15 protein-coding genes are annotated in these 22,810 nt (G+C 74.5%); 9 read left to right on the top strand and 6 right to left on the bottom strand.

Features of this window, described 5'->3' with window-relative positions; genetic code table 11:
• Positions 1-7: 7 nt before the first annotated feature.
• The 4 genes from IE99_RS0116025 to IE99_RS0116010 are packed head-to-tail and all read right to left on the bottom strand — an operon-like array spanning position 8 to position 6,448.
• On the bottom strand, positions 8-1,525 hold the full coding sequence (locus IE99_RS0116025) for a hypothetical protein (protein WP_245623226.1): 1,518 nt from the start codon (positions 1,523-1,525) through the stop codon (positions 8-10).
• 58 nt (positions 1,526-1,583) lie between these two features.
• Entirely contained in the window at positions 1,584-2,924 is a 1,341-nt protein-coding gene (locus IE99_RS0116020; protein ID WP_051712568.1) for a VWA domain-containing protein, read from the bottom strand.
• Between the two features lie 36 nt (positions 2,925-2,960).
• Positions 2,961-5,237, bottom strand: a complete 2,277-nt coding sequence (locus tag IE99_RS0116015; protein ID WP_030170611.1) for a serine/threonine-protein kinase — start codon at positions 5,235-5,237, stop codon at positions 2,961-2,963.
• Positions 5,234-6,448 (bottom strand): hypothetical protein, encoded by a 1,215-nt coding sequence (locus IE99_RS0116010; protein WP_030170602.1) that lies wholly within the window; start codon positions 6,446-6,448, stop codon positions 5,234-5,236. The genes IE99_RS0116015 and IE99_RS0116010 overlap by 4 nt, the downstream gene beginning before the upstream one ends.
• Before the next feature lie 341 nt (positions 6,449-6,789).
• Here IE99_RS0116010 and IE99_RS0116005 point away from each other — a divergent pair, with 341 nt between their 5' ends.
• The 3 genes from IE99_RS0116005 (at position 6,790) to IE99_RS29265 (ending at position 11,876) form a co-directional block, all read left to right on the top strand.
• Positions 6,790-8,112, top strand: coding sequence for a hemolysin family protein (locus tag IE99_RS0116005; protein ID WP_157610341.1), 1,323 nt, complete (start codon positions 6,790-6,792; stop codon positions 8,110-8,112).
• Positions 8,109-9,116, top strand: a complete 1,008-nt coding sequence (locus IE99_RS0116000) for a hemolysin family protein (protein ID WP_030170596.1) — start codon at positions 8,109-8,111, stop codon at positions 9,114-9,116. Before IE99_RS0116005 ends, IE99_RS0116000 begins: the two co-directional genes overlap by 4 nt.
• A 90-nt stretch (positions 9,117-9,206) precedes the next feature.
• Positions 9,207-11,876, top strand: a complete 2,670-nt coding sequence (locus tag IE99_RS29265) for a hypothetical protein (protein ID WP_157610340.1) — start codon at positions 9,207-9,209, stop codon at positions 11,874-11,876.
• 4 nt (positions 11,877-11,880) lie between these two features.
• Here the strand turns inward: IE99_RS29265 and IE99_RS0115985 are convergent, their stop codons facing one another.
• Together IE99_RS0115985 and IE99_RS0115980 are read right to left on the bottom strand one after the other, a co-directional pair.
• Positions 11,881-14,259, bottom strand: coding sequence for an ATP-binding cassette domain-containing protein (locus tag IE99_RS0115985; protein WP_030170590.1), 2,379 nt, complete (start codon positions 14,257-14,259; stop codon positions 11,881-11,883).
• Positions 14,260-14,410: 151 nt separating this feature from the next.
• On the bottom strand, positions 14,411-14,854 hold the full coding sequence (locus tag IE99_RS0115980) for a hypothetical protein (RefSeq protein WP_051712567.1): 444 nt from the start codon (positions 14,852-14,854) through the stop codon (positions 14,411-14,413).
• A gap of 169 nt (positions 14,855-15,023) precedes the next feature.
• Between IE99_RS0115980 and IE99_RS0115975 the strand changes: the two genes are divergently transcribed.
• From IE99_RS0115975 to IE99_RS0115950, 6 genes are all read left to right on the top strand, one after another.
• Positions 15,024-15,698, top strand: coding sequence for an HAD family hydrolase (locus tag IE99_RS0115975; RefSeq protein ID WP_030170585.1), 675 nt, complete (start codon positions 15,024-15,026; stop codon positions 15,696-15,698).
• A 9-nt stretch (positions 15,699-15,707) separates the two neighbouring features.
• Positions 15,708-17,516, top strand: coding sequence for a DNA helicase RecQ (recQ, locus tag IE99_RS0115970; RefSeq protein WP_030170582.1), 1,809 nt, complete (start codon positions 15,708-15,710; stop codon positions 17,514-17,516).
• 72 nt (positions 17,517-17,588) lie between these two features.
• The gene (locus tag IE99_RS30370; RefSeq protein WP_157610339.1) at positions 17,589-18,071 is read left to right on the top strand and encodes a hypothetical protein; all 483 of its coding nucleotides are present in this window, start codon (positions 17,589-17,591) and stop codon (positions 18,069-18,071) included.
• A gap of 264 nt (positions 18,072-18,335) precedes the next feature.
• Positions 18,336-19,859, top strand: coding sequence for a DEAD/DEAH box helicase (locus IE99_RS0115960; protein WP_030170576.1), 1,524 nt, complete (start codon positions 18,336-18,338; stop codon positions 19,857-19,859).
• Between the two features lie 152 nt (positions 19,860-20,011).
• Positions 20,012-21,703, top strand: coding sequence for a PP2C family protein-serine/threonine phosphatase (locus IE99_RS33425; RefSeq protein WP_051712565.1), 1,692 nt, complete (start codon positions 20,012-20,014; stop codon positions 21,701-21,703).
• Positions 21,700-22,809 (top strand): cobalamin B12-binding domain-containing protein, encoded by a 1,110-nt coding sequence (locus IE99_RS0115950; protein ID WP_084219533.1) that lies wholly within the window; start codon positions 21,700-21,702, stop codon positions 22,807-22,809. Before IE99_RS33425 ends, IE99_RS0115950 begins: the two co-directional genes overlap by 4 nt.
• Position 22,810: the final 1 nt, after the last annotated feature.

Raw genomic sequence — 22,810 nt, 5'->3', positions numbered from 1 at the left:
CCCGGATTCAACGGAACTCCGCCAGTCGCGGGCGGACCCCCACGGCGATCAGCAGGGCGATGGCCGCGGCCGCGGCGCCCGGCACCGCCGCCCAGCCGCGCAGGCCGCCGTTCGCCGCCGCGATGGCCTCGTCGAACGCCTCCCGGTGGACGCCGGCCAGCGCGACGAGCGCCGCGTCGTAGGCGTCGAAGTCGCGGATCGCGCCGGACGTGCGGCCCATCCGCAGGTCGAGGGCGGCGGCGCGGTCGCCGCGCGCGGCGAGCTCCCGCATCCGCCGGTCGTTGGCGAGGACCGTCCGGTACGCCTGGAGCGTGCGGCCGAACGCCGCGGCCTCCCGCCCGTCGCGGCTGACCCGCGCCTCGTCGCCGAACAGGCCGAGGAACGGCGGCGCGCCCGGCCCCGGCCGGTACCGGGCGAGGGTGCCGTCCACCGCCGGGTGGTAGTTCGCGAGGTTCAACGGCTTCGTCCCCATGTCGAGGTAGAGGACGGAGAGGGACTTGTCGAGATAGGTCTGTTCATAGGTGTCCGCGCGGCCCGGGTCGAGCAGGTAGCGGCTCTCGTCCGCGAACGCGCTGTGGCCGATCGCGCGGGCGCGCGACAGCGACAGGATCGGGTCGAAGCCGTCCCGCTTCGCCCGCGCGATGTGCCCCGCCTGCGCCGACAGCAGGGCCGTCGCCACCGCGACGAGCACGAGCGTGCCCGCCGTCGCCAGCACGAGCGCCGGGTTCAGGACGCGCCGGAAGGTCCGCGCCAGGTACATCTGCGTCGCGACCAGCAGCGCCAGGAGCAGCGCGCCCGTCACGACCACCCACGCGCGGCCGGTCAGGATCGCCGACCGCTCCGTCTCGTGCGTCCGCCGCACCTTCTCGCCCGTGTCGAGCGTGATGTTGTACGCCTTCGGCAGCAGCTCCACCTTCATGAGGTCGGTCGCCTGCCGGTAGGCGTCGACGACCTCCGCCGGGGGCTCGCCCGGCGGATGCCCCGCCTGCCGGTCCAGCAGCATCGCCTCGCCCGCGAGCCGCTCGTACCGGCCGAGGCCGTCCAGCACCTCCTCGACGGTGCGCCGCAGGTCGGGGTCGTGCGTCGCGAGCTGCGCGGCCTGCACCGCCGCCCGGCCCGCCTCGGTGCGGCGCCGCTCGTACCGCTCGAGCGACCGGTCGCGGCCGATCCCGAGCCCGTGGTCGCGGCCGATCAGCAGGATGGACGCGACCTGCGCGTCCATGTCGCTGAGCGCGAAGTACAACGCGCCCGTCGCGACCACCTGCGGCCCCGCGTCGTGCCCGATCGTCTGGACGGAATCGCGCGCGTTCCCGATCGCCACGGTCAGCACGGCCAGCAGGGCGAGCAGCGCGGCCAGCGTCAGCGCGACATGCGTCCGGATTCGCCCGGGAATGGTCAGGAGCCACCGCCCCCGGACGAACACCGAGAACCGCCCGGCCTTCCGGACTGGGGCGGCGTCCCCTCCGGAATCCGGAACCGCGGACGACGCGGCCACGGCCGCGTCGGGCGAACGCGTCGGCGTCATGCCGCCCCCTCCCGCGCCGGTACGGCGGGTGGGCGTGGTGCGGCGGGTGGGTGTGGGGTCATCGCGCACCGTCCTGGGTCCGGCCCGGTTCGAGGTCGTCGCGGGAACGGATCCGCACCGTCCGCTGGGAGCGGGTGTCGAGGGCCATCTCATCGGCCTTCGACACCGTGTGCTTCAGGCGCACCGTGCCGTGCTCCGCGTCGATGACCTCCACGACGTTGCCGAGGAGGTCCTTGATCTGGGCGTTCCCGACCCGGTCGGCGAGAACCACGGCGCGTCCCAGGCGAGCCGTCGCGGTGTCCTCGTCACCCGCGCGGCGCGCCTCCAGCCCCTCCCGGATGGCGTCGGCGAGCTCCGACTGCCCGGTGTGGTGGGCGACACGGCGGTCGATGCGGGTCGACCTCCCCTCGTCGTCCGTCCATTCGGCGACGACGTTGCCGGACGCGAGGACCCGCTCGCCCCGCTCGCCCCGCTCGCCCCGCTCGACGAGCTTCACCCCGGCGGCGCGCATCCGCCGCCCGATGCCGCTGTACTCGACCTCGACGCACAGGTGGTACTCGCGCTCCTCGGCACCCCACGCGCCGAGCGGGTAGTCGGCCGTCTGGCGGCCGGAGTCGACGCGCCTGCCGGTCAGGTCGGTGAGGTGCGGCGTCATCTGCTTGAGGAAGCGGACGCTCGACCGCTGCGGCGTCCAGAGCCGGAGCGCGACGTCCGCGACCTCCTTGCCCATCGAGGCGCGGGCCATCGCGACGAAGTCGTCCTTCAGGTCGGCCGGGTCGGGGATGTCGAGGAACCCGCCGAGCAGCGCCTCGGTGATCGTGCGGAGTTCGGCGACCTCCCAGTCGGTGCCGACGCCGCGCGCGTCACAGACGAAGTGTCCGGCGCAGCGGCGGAGCGCGCGGTCCAGCTCCGCCGGGGTCTCGTGCTGGTTCTTGCCGTCGGTCAGCAGGATGACGTGCCGGACGGCGTCAGTCCGCGCGCTGAGCAGCTGGTCCGCCAGCATCAGCCATGACCCGATCGCGGTGCCGCCCGCCGCCTCGAGGTGGCCGATGGCGCGCGCGGCGGCCCGCCGCGTTCGATCGTCCGCCACCGCCAGGCCGGACCGCGGGTACACCGGCGCCGGACGGTTCGCGCCCGCGATGATCGCGAAATGGACCCCGTCGCGCAGCTGCGCGACCGCCGCGCGGGCCGCGCGCTTCGCCGCGGCGAGCTTGCCGCCGTACGACATCGACCCGGACGTGTCGATGACGATCACCTCGGCGGCCGGCGTGCGGTCCGGCCGCTCCGGGGCGGCCGAACCGGACGCCCGGACCGTCACGATCGCGTGCATCTCCCGCCCGCCCGCCGGAAGGAACGGGTTCTGGTCGACCCGGAGCGAGAACTCGGGCAGGCCGCTCATCGGGGACTCCTCCTCGTCGGGACAGGGTCTGCGTCGTCAGAACAGGGTCCTTGGCCGGATCTCGTTGGCCCGCCTGACCATCGCGTGGCGCTGCGCGGGATCGTCCGCCAGCTTCGCGAGGACCCGGTAGGTCTCCTCCAGCCGCGCGCGCAGCGCCGGTTCGCGCATCGGGACGCCGAACAGCCGCGCGTCCGTCCCGGGGCCGCCGTGGGCGAGCGCCGCCTCCAGGACCTCGGCGGTGAACGCCGCCCGCCGCTGCGTGTCGATGCGCAGCGACTCCAGCCGGACGGCCGCGGCGACGAGCGTCCCGGCGTCGAGGTCGCGGGGGCTCCGGCCGCGGACGGACGCGGCCAGCGCCGCGAGCTGCGCGGCGACGTAGTGGCTCGAGATGCGCGGGACGGAGTCGAGGACGCGCTCGGCGGCCGGCCGGTCGGCGGCGGCGATCCGGGCGCGGGCCAGGCCGAACGCCGCGTTCACGTACGTGTGGTCGGTGCGCCACACCACCTCGTGGAAGCGGTCGGCGGCGCCCGGGTCGCCGCGCAGCTCGTGCGCGAAGGCGAGCGCGAGTTTCGGCGCGAGCTCCCCCGGCATGAGGTCGTACAGGTCGTCGAAGACGGCGGACGCGTCACCGGCCCGCCCCTCCGCGAGGGCGCGGACGCCCCGGTACCAGTCGACGCGCCAGTCGCCCGGGTCGGCGGCGGCGAGCCCGTCCAGCAGGCGGGCGGCCTCGCCGTACTCCCCCAGCTCGATCCGCACGCGGACGAGCGCGAGCCGCACCTCGCGCGACTTCAGCGGCGCCGCCTCCAGCGCGGACGCGTGGTCGCCCGGATCCTGGACGCGCAGCCCGGTGAGGAACGCGGCGGCCGGGTCGGAGCCCCGCACCAGCGGGACCGGCAGCGCCGCCGCGGCCGCCTGAGCGTCCAGCGGGGCCAGGACGGGCCGGACGCCGCACTCGATCTCCGTGCCGGCGGCGGACCGCTCCGGCCCGAACAGCGGCGACGGCGCCGGGCGCGGCCGGCCGTCCTCCGCGGACAGGACCTCGCGCAGCACCCCGGTGAGCTGCTCCGCCATCTCGGCGGCGGACTGGAACCGGCAGGCCGGGTCGGGGTGCGTCGCCCGGCGCAGCAGCCGGTGGTACGACTCGTGCCGCTGGAACAGCGGCACCTCCTCGGCGGGCGGCAGGCTCCGCAGGTGGCGGCGCGTGTAGCCGCGGAACGGGAAGCTGAGCACGGCGAGCGTCCGGCCCACCGTGTAGAGGTCGGACGTGACCGACGGGCCCTTCGAGCCGATCTCCGGGGCCTGGTAGCCGGGCGTCCCGAAGATGGGGGAGTGGACGTCGAACGCCCGCCGCACCCCGCCGAGGTCGATCAGCTTCAGCTGCTCCTCGGACTGGATCGCGTTGTCGGGCTTGAAGTCGCAGTACAGCAGCCCGACGCCGTGCAGGTAGCCGAGCGCGCTGAGCACCTCCAGCCCGTACGCGATCACCTGGCCGAGGGGGAGCGCGGCGTCCTCGCCGGCCTCCCGGCGGCGGCTGAGCAGGATGTCCTTGAGCGACCGGCCGCCGACGTACTCCATGACGATGTAGCCGTCACCGCCGTGCCGGACGAAGTTGTAGATCTTGACGATGTTGGGGTGCTCGACCTCGGCGAGGAACGCCCGCTCGGCCGCCGCGGCGGCCAGCGAGTCGCTGTCGCCGGTGTCGAGAAGGCCCTTCAGGACGACCCAGCGCTCGCTGACGTTGTGGTCGCGCGCCAGGTACACCCAGCCGAGCCCGCCGTGCGCGAGGCAGCCGAGCACCTCGTACTGCCCGCCGATCAGCTCGCCCTCGCGGAGCTTCGGCGTGAACGAGAACGGATGCCCGCAGTTCTTGCAGAACCCCTCGGTGCGTCCGGGCCGCCCGTCGCGGCTGCGGCCGACCTCCGCGTCGCACCGGCTGCAGAACCGCCGGTTCTCCGGCACCCGCGCGTCCGCCATGATCGCCGTGGCGGGGTCGCGGGCCGGGACGGGCGGCACCTCCACCAGCCCCGCGCCGAGCATCCCGCGCCGCGCCGACCCGCTGGACGACGTCCCCGCGGACCCGCTGTACCCGCTCACGGGCGACGTCCCGCCGGACGCCGTCCCCGTGGAGCCCGAGACGGTGACGTCCCCGGAGGTCGGGGGGCCGGTCTCCACGGACGCCTCGGGCGGTTCCGGCCGCCACGCCCTCGTCGGGTCGGCGGGGGGCGGGGCGGCGGGCGGGGCGAGGCCGCAGGTGTCGCAGAACCCGTCGTCCTCCAGGGTGCCGTTGCAGCCGGGCTGGACGCATCGGATCATGGCCGGCTCCCCGCCTCGCTCTCGGACATCCGGATCGCGCGCTGGTACTCCGCCACCGCCGCGGTCGCCGCGCGCAGCTCGCACGGGGCCGTCCACAGCAGCTCGCGGGCCTCGCGGTACCGGGCGGTGAGTCCGTCGTCCTCGGCGAGGCCGAGCCGCGCCGCCTTGGCGCGGTAGGCCTCGAGGCGGCCGCGCAGCTCGCCGCGCCGGTCGAGCAGCCCGCGGCTCAGGCGCAGGTCGCCGCGCGCGCGTTCCAGCGCGTCGTCCGCGGCGCGTTCGAGTTCGGCGGCGCGGCCCGCCAGTTCGACCCAGCGGCCCGCCTCGCGGAGCCGCTCCAGTGCGGCGAGCCGGTCGTGCAGCCCGGCGGCGAGCCCGGACGCGGGCTCCGGCAGCCGGGGGGAGTCGATCTTCTGGAGGGCGTCGGTGTACGCGGCGTGCGCGCGCCGCTCGGTGTCCCGGACCTCGGCCGCGACCGCCGCGAGCCGCTCGACCAGCTCCGGGTAGCCGTCCCGGACGCGGGCGACCCCGGCCAGCTCGTCCCGGCGCGCCGCCAGCGCCGCCCGGACCCGGTCGAGCCGGGGCGTGCCCGGCCTCCCGTCCCGGACGAGCGACAGCGGGTCGGTGCGGACGACCCGGCCGAGCGCGGTCAGCTCCCGGCCCAGCCGGTCCAGCTCGGGATGGCGGGCGCCGTCCAGCTCATGGGCGAGCCGTGCCACCTCGCGCCAGTTCCGCTCGGCCTCCTCCAGGGGGACGAGAAGCGCGGTCCAGGCCGCGTCGGCCGCCGCGATCTCGGCCGCGACGAACGCGTAGGCGTCGGACATCATGCCGGCCGCCTCGTCCGGCCTGATGCGCCGCTCCCGCGGGCCGAGCAGCGTCCGCGCCTCCAGCGGGACGCCGCCGTCCGGCAGTTCCACCGACAGGCCCGCCAGCAGGCCGGTCAGCTCCGCGAGATCGGCCGGGCCCGGACGCGCCGACCGCTCGCGCAGCTCCGTCGCCTCGTCCAGAACCCGCTGGTACGCGTCGAACACCCGCCACAGGAGGGTCAGCCGGGCCTGCGCCTCGTCCCAGCGCCGCCACGTCTCGCCGGTGAGCCGCGCGCCGCGCAGCAGCCGGCTCCCGTGATGGTCCTCCAGTTCGAGCAGGGACTCGGAGATGCGGTCGCGTTCGGCGCGCAGCGCGCGCAGGGCGTGGTCGACGCCCTCCCTGCTCATGGGCGCGGCGGCCCCTGCCCCGCTGTGTTCCACGTCAGTCCCGCGTTCGGTTCGCTCGGCCCCGTGCGCTTCCGTCCCGGCCACCGGGGGCCGGCCGCATGCTCACCGCCAAGTGTGATCCGTGGCACTCGGCGAGACAAGGTCTGTCCCCCCGGCCCGGACGACATGTTGGACATCACGCGCAACATCGGATATTCACCTCGTCCACGGAGCCTTACCCTGGTCTTTTCGGGAACCTCCGCGACGGAGGTGACGTTGCGCAGGATGAGCACGAGGTGCTCACGACACGAGAGGAGTGGTGAGTCCGCGGTGTCGGACCCCAGTCATAGACCCGGTGCCCGATGGTGACCGCCCTGCTGGGCGTGCTCGCCGTGTTCGTGCTCACAGCGGCCACCGGCTACTTCGTCGCCCAGGAATTCGCCTACGTCGCCGCCGACCGCGCGGCCCTGGAGCAGGCCGCCGCCCGCGGCGACGCCTCCGCCCGCCGCGCCGTCAAGGTCATCGGCCGGGTCTCGTTCATGCTGTCGGGCGCCCAGCTCGGCATCACGATGACCACCCTCGTCGTCGGCTTCATCGCCAAGCCCGCCCTCGCCGAACTGATCCGTCCGCTGCTGGACGTCGCGGGCGTCCCGGCCGGGGCGACCGGCGCGATCGCCCTCGGCACCGGGTTCGTCCTCGCGACGCTCATCCAGATGCTGCTCGGCGAGCTGTTCCCCAAGAACCTCGCCCTCGCCCGCGCCGAGTCCCTCGCCCGCGCGCTCGCCACGTCCACGCTCCTCTACATGGCGATCGCCGGTCCGCTGATCCGCCTGTTCGACCGCGCCGCCGAACGGCTGCTGCGCGCCGTCGGCGTCGACCCCGTCGAGGAGCTGCACAGCGGCGCCACCCTCGAGGAGCTCGGCGACATCATCGGCAAGTCGCACAGCGCCGGGCACCTGCCCGCCGATCTGTCCCGCCTGCTCGACCGCGCGCTGTCCTTCGGCGACCGGACCGCGGACGAGGTCATGGTGCCGCGCCCCCAGGTGCGGACCCTGCCCGCCACCGCGACCGTCGCCGAACTCTGCGAGCTGATCCGCGACACCGGCCACAGCGCCTACCCGGTCTACGGCCAGGAGGTCGACGACGTGGTCGGCGTCGCCGGCGTCCGCGAGGTCGCCGACGACTCCCTCGCCCCGGACGTCCCGCTCGGGGACATCGCCCGGCCCGCCCTGCTCGTCCCCGGCAGCCAGCCGCTGTACGGCGTCATCGAGCGGATGCGCGACTCCGGCGAGGAGTTCGCCTGCGTCGTCGACGAGTACGGCGGGCTCGCCGGCATCCTCACCTTCGAGGACGTCGCGGAGGAACTCGTCGGCGAGATCGCGGACGAGACCGACGCCCGCCCCGACGCGCCCACGTCCGCGCCGGACGGCTCCTGGCTCGTCGACGCCCACATGCGCATCGACGAGGTGGGCCGCCTCACCGGCCTCGCCCTCCCCGAGGGCGACGCCTACGACACCCTCGGCGGTCTCGTCATGGCGGAACTGCGCCGCCTGCCCGTCGTCGGCGACCGCCTCACCGTCGGCCTCGAACCGGACGGCCGCGCCGAGCTCGAGGTCGTCAGCCTCGCCCGCCGCGTCGCCGAGAAGATCGTCATCCGGGACGCGCGCGTGGAGGCGGCCCGATGACGACGCTGCTCATCACCGTCCTGCTCCTCGTCGGCAACGGCTTCTTCGTCGCGGCCGAGTTCGCCCTGGTCGCGGCCAACCGCTCCCACCTGGAACGCGCCGCCGCGCAGGGCAGCCGCCGCGCCGCGGCCGCCGTCGCGGGCGTCCGCGAACTGTCGCTGATGCTCGCCGGCGCCCAGTTCGGCATCACGATGTGCTCGCTCGGCCTCGCCATCGTCACCGAGCCCGCCTTCGAGCACCTCCTCGAACCGCCCCTGCACGCCCTCGGCGTCCCGGAGGCCGGCGCGAAGGCCATCGCCCTGATCTGCGCCCTCGCCGTCATCACGTTCCTGCACATGGTCGTCGGCGAGATGGCCCCCAAGTCGTGGGCGATCACGCACCCGGAGCGCTCGGCGCTGCTGCTCGCGCTGCCGTTCCGGGCGTTCGCGAAGGTGTCGCGCCCCGTCCTGTCGGCGCTGAACGCCACGACGAACGGACTGCTGCGCCTCATCCGCGTCACGCCCAAGGACGAGCTGGACAGCCACACCGACCCGGCGCGGCTCAGCCACCTGGTCGGCGAGTCCCGCCGCGTCGGCCTCATCGGCAGGCACGACCACGAACTGCTGCGGCGCGCCATCAACGCCCGCGAGGCGACGGTCGCCCGCCTGGTCGTCCCCGCCACGTCCGTCACGACCATCGACGCGGACGCGACGCCCGCGCGGATCCGCCGGACCGCGAACGCCAGCGGCCACAGCCGCCTCCTGGTCCGCGCGGACGACGGCACGATGCCCGGCATCGTCCACGTCCGCGCGGCCATCACGGAACCGGACGGCGAGCGCCGCGCCGGCGACCTGGCCCACCCGGCGCCGTCACTGACCGCGGAGACGACCGTCCTGGACGCCGTGAGCCGACTCCGCCGCGCCCGCGCCCCGCTCGCCGTCGTCCATGACGCCGAGGGCGGCTTCGCGGGCATCGTCACGCTCGACGACCTCCTGGCGGAGCTGCTCGCGACCAACCCGCACTGATCCAGCGGTAGATACCGTGTAAGGCGTTAGTCCTCCACAAAAGGGGAGAAGTACGACCTCGGGGTCGTTTTCGGGACAGGGAAGGCGTCGGTGCAGCACTCAGCAGGGACCAGCGGACCGGATGAGGAACGCCCGTCCCCCACCCCCTACATCCCCGAGTCCGACATCCCCACGGTGACCGTCCCGCTCCCGCCCGCGGGCAGCGCAGCCCCCACCCCGGAGCCGCCCGCGACGCTCGCGCCCGCCCCTGCCGCCACAGGCGAGCCGAGCACCATCCCCGCCCGCGAAGCGAACTCCGAGGAGGAGGACCACAGCGTCCCCTTCACCCCGGAGAACGCGGACGCCGAGGCGACGGACGAAAGCACCGCCTCCCCACCCCCGGACCCGCAAGCAGGCGAGGACAACCTCGCCCTCACATCGGAGAACGCCTCGAAGAGCGCGGACGCCCGGGGGGAGGGCGACGGCGCCTTCATGTTGGAGGGGGCGGCCGGCGGCCCTGGTCCTTCTGCGGCGCCCGATGCCGGTCAGGTCGACGGTGACGCCGCTCCTGCGGGAGAGGACGCGGACGGTGAGGGGGCGTCGGAGGTCACCCGGCTTGATCTGACTCCCCTGGCCGACTCCCCGGGGGCGGATCCGGGCATCGCCGGGCTGGTCGAGAGCGTCGTCGGGGCGCTGACCGAGCAGTACGAGGCGCTTGAGGAGCGGTTGCGGGAGAGTCCCGAGGGCGGGGCTCCGGTGGGGTGGGCGCCGCAGCTCGCCGCCCTGCGCGCGTTCCGGGAGGGGCGCGTCGCGGGCGACTGGGACGTGCTCGCGCGGCTGCTCGTGTCGCCGGGGTCGCTCGGCGCGGACGACGGGGTCCGGCTCGTCCGGAACGCGAAGGCCGTGCGGCGGGTCGTCAAGGAGCTGCTCGCGGCGGGTGAGCGGGCGCTGCTGCTCGCGCCGGCCCAGGAGAGGGCCGCCGAGCTGCTGCGGGGGTTCGAGGACGATCCCGAGGTGTTCGGGGTGCTCGTCGAGACGCGGCCGGAAGGCGAGCCGGGGCGCCCCGCGCCGATGCAGGAGATGGGGTCCAACGGGACGATCGAGTTCAAACCGGTCGGCGGCGACCCTGCGCCGGTGGCGGAACCGGCGGCGGCCGAGACGTGGGTGCGGGACGCGGTCGTCCGGCCGGTCGGGGACGCGTGGCGGCAGGCGTGGCAGACCGAGGTGCGGCTGCTGCGGCGCGGGCTGATGTGGCTGGAGCAGTGGCCCCGGGACGCGGCGGCGCTGGAGGGCGCGCGCGCCGAGTGCGCGCGGCGGCGCGACGAGCTGGAGCGTGCGCTCGCCGAGCTGGACGCGGGCATCGAGGAGGCGCGGCGCGCGGCGGAGGCGGCCGAGGCGGCGGCCGGGGACGGCGAGGCGGAGGCCGAGCGGCTCGAAGGCGTCCTGGCTGAGGCGGAGGCCGAGCTGGCGGGGCCGCGCGCGGAGGCGGATCGGCTGCAGGGCCTCGCGGACGCGGCGGCGGCCGAGGCCGGGGAGCTGACCCGCGTGGCGGACGCGGCCTTCGCGCGGTGCGCCGAGCTCGACCAGCGGGGACGGCAGGCGCAGGCGGAGGTGCAGGCGGCGCGCCGGCTGGAGGAGTCGCTGACCGGGGAGCTGACGCGGGCCCGGGAGGCGCTGCCCGCCGCGGCGGCGGAGACGGAGCGGCTGCGCCAGGCGGACGCGGACGCGGCGGCCGAGGGGCACACGAGCTACTACCGGCTGGTGTCGGCGGAGTCGGCGCTCGCCGCGCGGAAGCGGACGATGACGCTGGGCCAGCGGCTGCACGTGGCGGCGGCGCCGTCGGAGTTCAAGGCGCTGCGGGAGGAGGTCCGCACCCGAACGCGGGAGGCGGACGAGGCGGCCAAGCGCGCGCAGGCGGCCAAGGACGCGGCGGAGCAGGCGGCGGCGCGGCATCAGGGCATCGCGGCGTTCGTGTCGGAGGGCGGTGCCCGGCTGGAGCAGGCGCGGGAGGCGCAGGCGCGGCTCGGGACGGAGCTCGTCTGGCTGGCGGCGGAGCTGGAGAAGGCGAAGGCGGCGCATCAGGAGCAGGCGCGGCTCGCGGCGGAGTCCGTCGACCGGGCCACGCAGGCGGGCATGGCGGCGCGGGCCGCGCAGCAGGCCGCGACCGAGATCCAGGCGCGCGTGGACGCGGCGCGCACCGCCCGGGACGAGGCGCTCGCGGCGGCGGGGCGGGCCCGCGCCGAGGCGGAGGCCGCGACGGCGCGGGGTGCGGAGCTCGAGGCGGCGGCCGGGCGGCGGAAGGCGGACGCGGCGGCCGAGCTGGCGGCGCGGGAGGCCGAGCTGCGGACGGCGGTCGAGGCGGAGGAGCGGTCGCGGGAGAACGTGCGGGAGATCTGCGGCGGCGACCCGTCCGTGGACCCGGCGCTGATCGCCACCCACGAGCGGCGGGCGATGGCCCGGATCGAGCAGCTCACCGGCTATCTGGAGGGCGGCGCGGCGACGGAGACCGACGTCCTGCTCCGCGCGGCCGACGTGGTCGCGGCGACGCCGCTGGGCGCGGGGGTGACGGTGCCGGACGAGGAGTTCGACGCCCTGATCGTGGCGGACGCCGAAGCCGTCCCGGACGCCGCGTTCCTCATCGGCGCGGTCCGGGCCCGCCGCTGGATCCTGGTCGGCGGCGCGCCGGGAGCGGCGGATCCCGGCCCGTTCACCCGAGCCGGGGCCGCCGCACCGCACCTGCTGGAGGGCGATGCGGCGGATCCGCCCGGCCGGTCGGTGTGAGCGGTCAGGCGCCGACGTAGTCCGCGAGGTGCTCGCCGGTGAGGGTGGAGCGGGCGGCGACGAGGTCGGCGGGGGTGCCCTCGAAGACGATCCGTCCGCCGTCGTGGCCGGCGCCCGGACCGATGTCGATGATCCAGTCGGCGTGCGCCATGACCGCCTGGTGATGCTCGATGACGATCACCGACTTGCCGGCCGCGACGAGCCGGTCGAGCAGGCCGAGCAGCTGCTGGACGTCGGCGAGGTGGAGGCCGGTGGTGGGCTCGTCCAGGACGTAGACGCCGCCCTTCTCCGCCATGTTGACGGCCAGCTTGAGCCGCTGCCGCTCGCCGCCGGACAGCGTGGTGAGCGGCTGGCCGAGGGTGAGGTAGCCGAGCCCGACGTCGGCGAGCCGGTCGAGGATCTTGTGCGCGGCGGGGGTGCGGGCGTCGCCGGCGCCGAAGAACGCCTCGGCCTCGGTGACCGGCATCGCGAGGACCTCGGCGATGTTCCGGCCGCCGAGCGTGTACTCCAGGACGGCCTGCTGGAACCGCTTGCCCTCGCAGTCCTCGCAGGTGGACTCGACGGTGGCCATCACGCCGAGTTCGGTGTAGATGACTCCGGCGCCGTTGCAGGTGGGGCAGGCGCCCTCGGAGTTGGAGCTGAACAGCGCCGGCTTCACGCCGTTGGCCTTGGCGAACGCCTTGCGGATCGGGTCGAGCAGGCCGGTGTAGGTCGCGGGGTTGCTGCGCCGCGAGCCGCGGATGGCGCCCTGGTCGATCACCACGACGCCGTCGCGGCCGGCGACCGATCCGTGGATCAGGGAGCTCTTTCCGGATCCGGCGACGCCCGTGACCACGCAGAGCACCCCGAGCGGGATGTCGACGTCCACGTCCTGGAGGTTGTGCGTGGACGCGCCGCGCACCTCCAGCGTTCCGGTGCGCTCGCGGACCGCGTCCTTGAGGGCGGCGCGGTCGTCGAGGTGGCGGCCGGTGACGGTGTCGCTCCCCCGCAGCCCCTCCACGGTGCCCTCGAAGCAGACGGTGCCGCCCGCCGTGCCGGCGCGGGGGCCGAGGTCGACGACGTGGTCGGCGATCGCGATCGCCTCGGGCTTGTGTTCCACGACGAGGACGGTGTTGCCCTTGTCGCGCAGCCGCAGCAGCAGGGCGTTCATCCGCTGGATGTCGTGCGGGTGCAGGCCGATCGTGGGCTCGTCGAAGACGTAGGTGACGTCGGTGAGGGACGAGCCGAGGTGGCGGATCATCTTGGTGCGCTGCGCCTCGCCGCCCGACAGGGTGCCGGACGGGCGGTCGAGCGAGAGGTAGCCCAGCCCGATCTCCGCGAACGAGTCCAGGAGGTGCTGGAGGCCGGTGAGCAGCGGGGCCACGGACGGCTCGTCCAGTGCCCGGACCCAGTCGGCCAGGTCGCTGATCTGCATCGAGCAGACGTCCGCGATGCTCCTGCCCGCGATCTTCGACGACCGGGCCTCCGGGGCGAGCCGGGTGCCCTCGCAGTCCGGGCAGGTCGTGAACGTGATGGCCCGTTCCACGAACGCGCGGATGTGCGGCTGCATCGCGTCGACGTCCTTGGACAGGATCGACTTCTGGATCTTCGGGATCAGGCCCTCGAAGGTGACGTTGATGCCCTCGGCCTTGATCTTGGTCGGCTCCTTGTAGAGCAGGTCGTGCAGCTCCTTCTTGCTGTACTTGCCGATCGGCTTGTCCATGTCGAAGAAGCCGCTGCCGGCGTAGATGCGGCCGTACCAGCCGTCCATGCTGTAGCCGGGGACCGTGAGCGCCCCCTCGCTGAGCGACTTGGTGTCGTCGTACAGGGCGGTCAGGTCGAAGTCGTTGACCGAGCCCATGCCCTCGCAGCGCGGGCACATGCCGCCGAGGCGGTTGAACGTCGCCTTCTCGGCCTTCGTCTTGCCGCCGCGCTCGACGGTGATCGCGCCGCTGGCCTTGACCGACGGGACGTTGAACGAGAACGCGTTGGGCGGGCCGATGTGCGGCTCGCCGAGCCGGCTGAACAGAATGCGCAGCATCGCGTTCGCGTCGGTGACGGTGCCGACGGTGGAGCGGGGGTTGGCGCCCATCCGCTCCTGGTCGACGATGATCGCGGTGGTCAGCCCGTCGAGGAAGTCGACCTCGGGCCGCGCGAGCGACGGCATGAAGCCCTGCAGGAACGCGCTGTACGTCTCGTTGATCAGCCGCTGCGACTCGGCCGCGATCGTCGCGAAGACCAGCGAGCTCTTGCCCGAGCCGGACACGCCGGTGAAGACCGTCAGCCGCCGCTTCGGGATCTCGACGCTGACGTCCTTGAGGTTGTTCACGCGCGCCCCGTGCACGCGGATGAGGTCGTGGCTGTCGGCGACGTGCTGCGGGGCCGTCCCCGTGGGCGTGCTCATCATGTCTCCCTGGTGATGTCCGTTGCGGTCAGGCTAGGCGGGGCTCGGTAAGCGGCGCTTCTCGATTCCTGATCGTTGCGGTCACCCGTGCGCGGCCGCGGTCCCGGTGCCGCGCGCCGGGCGGTCGGGCGCGGCGCGCGGCGTCCGGGGCTCAGTCCCGCCGGTCGAAGAACGGCGAGGCCGCGGGGTTCTGGTAGCGGCCCGCGACACGCCGGCCGAGCCCGGCGGGGGCCGGGTCGGGGGCGGGGGCCGGAGCGGGCCGCGACCCGCCGCCCTGCCGGACGCGGTCGAGCTCGCGCTGCAGGCGCCGCTTCTCCATCTCCAGGGTGGTGAGCGACTCCTCGTGCTCCTCGCGCAGGTAGCGGAGGTCACGGCGGGCGCGCAGCATCCGGGCGGTCCCGGTGAAGGTGAGCATCATCCCGACGACGAAGACGACGGCGACGGCGGCACCGGCCAGGAACACCTGCCACTGGTCGCCGATGCCGGGCACGGCCTGGCCGAAGACGTCGAGCCGGGCGGCGCCGGTATTGCCGAGGACGACACCGGCGCCGACGCCGATGGCGGCCGCCACCAGCAGGAATCCGAGGAACACCATGAGCAGATCTCCTCTGCGAGAACTCCGGAGGGGGTACGGAGATCACCCACCTTGCCAGAATCGCGGTGGATTCGTCCCACGTACACGTGCTCGCCGGACGGGGGTTCCGGAAGGCCGCGACGGGAAAGGATCATGGCCGGAGGCGGCGACCACATCCGGAGGACGGATCATGCCCTTGCAGGCCATCGTGTTCGATCTGGACGGCGTGCTGATCGACTCCGAGCCCGTCTGGGAGGAGGTCCGGCGCGCCTACGTCGACGAGCGCGGCGGGCGCTGGCTGCCCGACACCCAGGAGCGGCTCATGGGGATGAGCACCGCCGAGTGGGCCGGCCACCTCGCGTCCGACCTGATCGGCGGGGTCACCGCGGAGGAGGTCGCCTACGAGGTGATCGACCGCATGTCGCAGCGGTACGCCCGCGACCTGCCGCTGCTGCCGGGCGCGCGGGAGGCGGTCCGGCGGATGGCCGACCACCGTCCGCTGGGGTTGTCGAGCTCGTCGCCGCGCGCGCTCATCGACCTCGTCCTGGCGCGGCTGGGCCTGGATGCCCTGTTCCGCGTCACCGTCTCCACCGAAGAGGTCGAGAGCGGGAAACCGGCCCCGGACGGCTACCTGGCCGTGGCCGCCCAGATGGAGGTCGCGCCGGAGCAGTGCCTCGCGATCGAGGACTCCGCCAACGGGCTCCGGTCGGCGCACGCGGCCGGGATGGCGGTGATCGCCGTCCCGCGCCCGGCGCATCCGCCGGCGGAGGACGCCCTCGCCCTGGCCGACCACATGGCGGACAACCTGGACGAGCTCACCGCGGAGCTCGTCGAGCGCGTCTGGAGTGTCGCCGCCCGCTCGTAGTATGGGCCGATGGCTTCCCCCGAGGCGCTGGAGACGCTGCGCCGCGTCTTCGGCTACGACGCGTTCCGTCCGGGCCAGGCAGAGATCATCGAGCATGTGGCCGGCGGCGGGGACGCGCTCGTCCTGATGCCGACCGGCGGCGGGAAGTCGCTGTGCTACCAGATCCCGGCGCTCGTCCGGAAGGGCACGGGCGTCGTCATCTCGCCGCTCATCGCCCTCATGCAGGACCAGGTGGACGCGCTGCGCGCCCTCGGCGTCCAGGCCGGGTTCCTCAACTCCACGCAGGACCTCGACGAGCGCCGCGTCGTCGAGGCGCAGTTCCTGGCGGGCGAGCTCGACCTGCTCTACCTGGCGCCGGAGCGCCTGCGCGTCCCCGCCACGATCGACCTGCTGGACCGCGGCGCCGTCTCCCTCTTCGCCATCGACGAGGCGCACTGCGTCTCGCAGTGGGGGCACGACTTCCGCCCCGACTACCTGATGCTGTCCGGCCTGCACGAGCGCTGGCCCGACGTCCCCCGCATCGCCCTCACCGCGACGGCCACCGAGGAGACCCGCGCCGAGATCGCGTCCCGGCTGAACCTCGACGGGGCGCGGCACTTCGTCGCGAGCTTCGACCGGCCCAACATCCAGTACCGGATCGAGCCGAAGACCGACGCCAAGCGCCAGCTCCTGCGGCTCCTGCAGAACGAGCACCTGGGCGACGCGGGCATCGTCTACTGCCTGTCCCGCAACTCGGTCGAGAAGCACGCCGCGTTCCTCACCGAGAACGGCATCGAGGCGCTGCCGTACCACGCGGGCCTGGACGCGCGGACCCGCGCCGCCAACCAGTCCCGCTTCCTCCGCGAGGACGGCCTGGTCATCGTCGCCACCATCGCGTTCGGCATGGGCATCGACAAGCCCGACGTCCGGTTCGTCGCGCACCTCGACCTGCCCAAGTCCGTCGAGGGCTACTACCAGGAGACGGGACGCGCCGGACGCGACGGCCTCCCGTCCACCGCCTGGCTCGCCTACGGCCTCCAGGACGTCGTCAACCTCCGCAAGATGATCGACGCGGGCGAGGGCGACGCCGCGCACCGCCGCCGCCAGTCCCTGCACCTCGACGCCATGCTGGCGCTCTGCGAGACGGTCGACTGCCGCCGCGTCCGGCTCCTCGACTACTTCGGCCAGGCGGGCGAGCCCTGCGGCAACTGCGACACCTGCCTGACGCCGCCGGAAACCTGGGACGGGACGGTCCCCGCGCAGAAGGTGCTGTCCACCGTGGTCCGGCTCGACCGGGAGCGCCGCCAGAAGTTCGGCGCGGGCCACATCATCGACATCCTGCTCGGCAAGAAGAACGCCAAGGTCATCCAGTTCGACCACGACGAGCTGAAGGTCTTCGGCATCGGCACCGAGCTCCGCGACACCGAATGGCGCGCGGTCGTCCGGCAGCTCCTCGCGCAGGGCCTCCTCACCGTCGAGCCGAACTACGGCGCGCTCGTGCTGACCGAGACCAGCACGGACGTCCTGCGCGGCGAGCGCGAGGTCCTGATGCGCCGCGAGCCGGAGCGGGTCGCCGCGAAGACCGCGAAGGACCGCAAGGCCCCCGTCGACCTGCCCGCCGAGGCCGAGCCCGTCTTCGAGCGCCTGCGCGCCTGGCGCGGCGCCACCGCGAAGGCGCAGGGCGTTCCCGCCTACGTGATCTTCCACGACGCGACCCTCCGCGAGATCGCGACCGCGCTCCCCTCGTCCCTCGCGGAGCTGGCGAAGGTCGGCGGCGTCGGCGAGAACAAGCTCGCCAAGTACGGCGATCAGGTCCTGGAGACGCTCGCGGACGGCTGAGGCGCGGACTCTCAGCTTTCTCACAGGTTCCTCTGAGGCGGCCCCCAGCCCGCCGGTGCTTTCATGGGCGGCATGCGACTCAACCGGAAGACCTTCGCCGCCGGCGCCGGCGCCGCGGGACTGCTCGGCCTCGGCCTCGGCATCGCCGTTCCGGCCGCCGCGAACCCGTCCCCGTCACCGTCACCGTCCAGCAGCGCCCACCCGCACAAGGACCACCCGAACAGGGCGCACCCGCACAAGTGGCGTCCCCGCGCGCACGCGCTCCGCGGCACCCGGGGCGTCCACGGCGAGGCGACCGTCAAGCGCGACGACGGCTTCCGCGTCGTCACCTGGCAGCGCGGCGAGCTGACCGCCCGCACCGGGACGACCCTCACCGTCCGCAGCGACGACGGCACCACCTGGACGTGGACGACCACGAAGGACACGCGCGTCCGCGCCGACGGCGCCAAGAGCGATGCCGCGTCCCTGAAGACCGGAACGGAGATCACCGTTTTCGGCGACCGCTCCGGCGACACCCGCACCGCGACGTTCGTCCGCACCCCGAGAAAGCGCTAGTCCGGCCGCTGGAAACGGCGGGTGAGCGTGGGGGGCGCACGTCGGTGACGATGTGACGCGGCGCTCACCCGAGCCCCTCGCGGCACGCTTTTCGGGTGCCGTCCGGGCCTGTTGGGGACCCCGGGGGCATAAGGCGGTGCTCGGACAACGTTAGACTGGACGAATCACTCTTCGGCGTGCAATGCGCCAGGCTCGTCCTTGCAGCCCACCGATTCTCTCATCGTGGTGCCTCCCGAGACGTGCCCCCCTCTCGGAAGGTACTGCGTGACAACAGCTGCTGCTGCTCAAGACCCGTTCACCTCGAACGAGGAGCGGGTTCCCACCTTCGCCGAGCTCGGCCTCCCGGCCGCGCTGGTGTCGGCCCTCGCCCGCCAGGGCATCGAGGCGCCGTTCCCGATCCAGGCCGCCGCGATTCCCGACATCATGGCCGGACGGGACGTCCTCGGCCGCGGCAAGACCGGATCCGGCAAGACCCTCGCCTTCGGTCTGCCGCTGCTCGCCCGCCTCGCCGGCCGCAAGGCCGCGCCCAAGCGCCCGCTGGCGCTGATCCTCGTCCCGACCCGCGAGCTGGCCCAGCAGGTCCAGACGAACCTGGAGCCGCTCGGCCGCGGGCTCGGCCTGCACTTCAAGACCGTCATCGGCCAGACGTCGATGTTCAAGCAGATCGACGCGCTGCGCCGCGGCGTCGAGGTGCTCGTCGCCACGCCCGGCCGGCTCAAGGACCTGATGCGGCAGGGCGCCTGCGACCTGTCCGACATCGAGATCGCCGTGCTGGACGAGGCCGACCACATGGCCGACATGGGCTTCCTGCCCGACGTCACCGACATCCTCGACCAGGCCCGCCCGGACGGGCAGCGGCTCCTGTTCTCCGCGACCCTGGACAACGACGTCGACGTCCTCGTGAAGCGGTACCTGAACGACCCGGTGACGCACGCGATCGGCCCGGTCGACGAGTCCGTGTCGACGATGGAGCACCACCTGCTCCTGGTCGCGCCGAAGGAGAAGGCGGCCATCACCGCGGAGATCGCCAACCGCGAGGGCCGGACGATCCTGTTCGCCCGCACCAAGCACGGCGTCGACCGGCTCGCGAAGCAGCTCACCCAGGCGGGTGTCCGCGCGGCGGGCCTGCACGGCGGCAAGAGCCAGGGCCTGCGCACCCGCACCCTCGCCGAGTTCCGCGAGGGCGGCATCAGCGTCCTCGTCGCGACGGACGTCGCCGCGCGCGGCATCCACGTCGACGATGTGAGCCTGGTCATGCACGTCGACCCGCCGGCCGACCACAAGGACTACATGCACCGGGCGGGCCGCACGGCGCGCGCGGGCGAGCGCGGCACCGTCGTGACCCTCGTCCTGCCGCACCAGGTCCGCGCGACGCAGGCGATGACGCGCCGCGCCGGCATCAACGCGCCGCGCGTGAAGGTGGTGTCCGGTGACACGGAGCTCGAGAAGCTGACCGGCGCCCGTCAGCCGTCCGGCATCCCGATCCCCGAGCCGGTGATCCCGGAGCGTGCGCGCCGCGAGGGCCGTCCCGGCGGCGGCGGCCGCCGCGGCGGCGGTGGCGGACGCGGCTTCGGCGGCGGCCGTCCGCGCCGCGAGGGCTCCTTCGAGAGCCGCGAGGGCGGACGTGAGCGGCGGGAGGGCGGCTCGGGCGAGCACCGCGCCCCCTACTCGGGCGAGCGCCGCGGTGGCGGCCCCCGCACCGGCGCCGCGTCGCACGCCGGCCGGCGGGGCGCCCCGTACGGGGGCAAGCGCCGCGAGGGCGGCCCCCGCCCGGCCCGCTCCAACTAGCGCGATACGGGTCGTCCCGGTCCCCGTTCGGGGCCGGGACGGCTCACGGCCGCCGTCGGGCTTCCGTTTCGTGAAGCGCTGGGTAGTGTGGCCGACGTGTCGGCGCGGTCCGCTGAAGGAAGGGGCGCAGTCCCGCCGCAGACTTCACAGCGATGGACCTTACCCAGGAGACCGGCTCCTCCCGGCGGGACCTGAGCCATGGCGTCCCCCCGGCGCCGTATCCGGTGCTGGCGGTTCGCCCGGACGGCGTGGTCGCCGAGCTGAACGAGGCGGCCCGCGCGATCCTCGGCGAGATCACCGGTGACCCGCCGCGCGACGCGGTACCCCCGTGGCTGGCCGCGGCGATCCGCACCCCCGAACGCACCCCGCCCACCGGCACCGCGCCCATCGACGGCGCGCCGGCCGCGCACGGCCTGATCGGTGAGCGCGCCTACGAGGCGCACCTCGCGGCCGGAGCGGGCACGGGCGACTCCGCCGCACCGGACGTCACGCTGTGCTGGCTGCTCGACGTCACCGAACGGGACATGCTCGTCCGGGAGCTGGCGGCCGAGCGGGAACGCACCGCCCTCCTCTCCGAGGCGTCCGGCCTGCTGTCCGCGTCGCTGAACCTCGAACGCTGCATGGAGGTCACCGCGCGGCTCGCCACCCGCTACCTCGCCGACGCGGCGGTGGTGATCGTCCCGCCGCTCGGGCGCTCCCACCCCGTCGCCTACTGCGGCCCGGACGGCATCGTCGACCATCAGGACCTGGTGATCGACCCCGCCGACGTCCCGGGGCTGACCGAGGCGATGCAGGGCTTCCCGCCCGTCCCGTCGCGGTGGATCGACCCGGCGTCCGCCCCGGACTGGGTCCGCCGGGACGGGCTGCGCGATCCCGCGGCGATGGTCGTGACCGCGCTTCCCGGGCACGGCTTCCCGGCCGGGGCGCTGGTCCTGCTGCGCCGTTCCGGCAGGGCGGCCTTCACCGAGCGTGAAGAGGCGTTCGCCCGCCTGTTCGCGGCCAGGGCGGGCGCCGCGATGTCGGCCGCCCGCCTGTACGCGGAGCAGACCTCCATCACCGAGACCCTCATGCGGGACCTGCTGCCGCCGCGCACCCGGGAGCTGGACGGCGTGGAACTGGCCGCCCGCTACCGTCCCGCGGGCGACGGTGAACGCGTGGGCGGCGACTTCTACGACGTGCATCCGGCGGACGGGACCGACCCGGACGGCGAGTCCCTGGTGGTGCTGGGCGACGTGTGCGGCAAGGGCCTGGAGGCGGCGGTGCTGACCGGCAAGATCCGCACCGCGCTGCGGGCGCTGCTGCCGATGGCCGGTGACCACGGCCGCGTGCTGCGCCTGCTGAACGCGACGCTGCTGAACGTCGCGACCGCCCGGTTCGTCACGCTCGTCCTGGCCTCGATCCGCCGGGAGGGTTCCCGGGTCGTGCTCCGGTTGACCAGTGCCGGGCACGCGCCCCCGCTGATCGTCCGATCGGACGGCACGGTGGAGGAGGCCGCCACCGGGGGCTCCCTGATCGGGGTGCTGGAGGACATCACCTCCACCTCGGCGACCGTCGTGCTGGACCCCGGGGACACGTGCCTGCTCTACACCGACGGGATCACCGAGGCGCACGGCGGGCCGCTGGGGGACGAGATGTTCGGGGACCTGCGGCTGCGCGCCGAACTCGGCCGGTGCGGCGGGATGCCGCCCGAGGCGCTGGTCGAGCGGGTGCACATGCTCGCCGCGCAGTGGGCGGGCGCGGGCCCGCACGACGACATCGCCCTGGTCGCGATCACCGCGCCGCGCCGGCTCGGCTCCGGCGGGACCGCGCCCCGCATGACCGGCTCCGAAGGAGACCCCGCATGACCGGCACCGCGCGCGACCCCGCGCGGGCGGCGCAGCAGCCCCCGCCCGCCGAGTCGGCGGGGCATGACCTGCCGGAACGGCTGTGGGAGGCGGTGATCGCCGGCGACGAGTTCGTCGCGGTCGACACCGTGCTGGCCGCGGTCGACGGCGGCACGGGCATCGAGGAGCTCCTTCTGGACGTCATCGCGCCGTTGCAGGCGCGGGTCGGGCTCGAGTGGGCGGCCGACCGGATGACCGTCGCGCAGGAGCACACCGCCACCGCCGTCAGCGAGCGGCTGATCGCCGCCCTGGCGCACCATCCCGCCGCCCGGCGGCGCACGGCGCGGCCCGCCGGGCGCGTCACCGCGGCCTGCATCGACGGGGAATGGCACGCGCTGCCCGCCCGGATCGTCGCGGAGGTGCTCCGGCTGCGCGGCTGGCAGGTCGACTACCTCGGCGCCCAGGTGCCGACCCCGCATCTGATCGCGCATGTGCACCGGACGGGTCCCGCGGTGGTGGCGCTGTCCTCCTCGATTCCCACCCGGCTGCCGGACGCGCACGCCGCGATCACCGCGTGCCGGGCCACCGGTACACCGGTGCTGGTCGGCGGCGCGGCCTACGGGACGGACGGCCGCTACGCGGCGCTGCTCGGGGCCGATGCCTGGGCCCCCGACGCCCGCAGCGCGGCGGACCGCCTGGCGGCCGGACCGCTGCCGGCGCCCCCGCCTCCGTACCAGGCCCTCGACGATCTGCCGCATCTGGCGGATCAGGAGTACGCCCACGTGCGCCGCGAGGCGCCCCGGCTCGTCCGGCACGTGATGGAGCGGCTGCGGGACCGGTTCCCCGCGATGGCGGACTACACCGACCGGCAGCTTCGGCACACCGCCGAGGACATCGCCCACATCGTGGACTTCCTCGCCGCCGCCCTGTACGTCGACGACCCCGCGCTGCTCACCGACTTCCTCACCTGGACCGGAGAGATCCTCAGCGCGCGCGGGGTTCCGGCGCGGAGCCTGCCGCCGGCGCTGGAACTGCTCGCCGACCGCCTCACCGACTATCCCCGCGCCGCCGGGATGCTCCTCGGCGCGCACACCGCGATGCTGCGGGAGCCGTCCCCGGCGGGGTGAC

This window comes from Spirillospora albida (genome assembly GCF_000718255.1).
Classification (GTDB): Bacteria; Actinomycetota; Actinomycetes; order Streptosporangiales; family Streptosporangiaceae; genus Spirillospora; species Spirillospora albida.
This window is presented reverse-complemented; position numbering and strand designations above follow the sequence as displayed.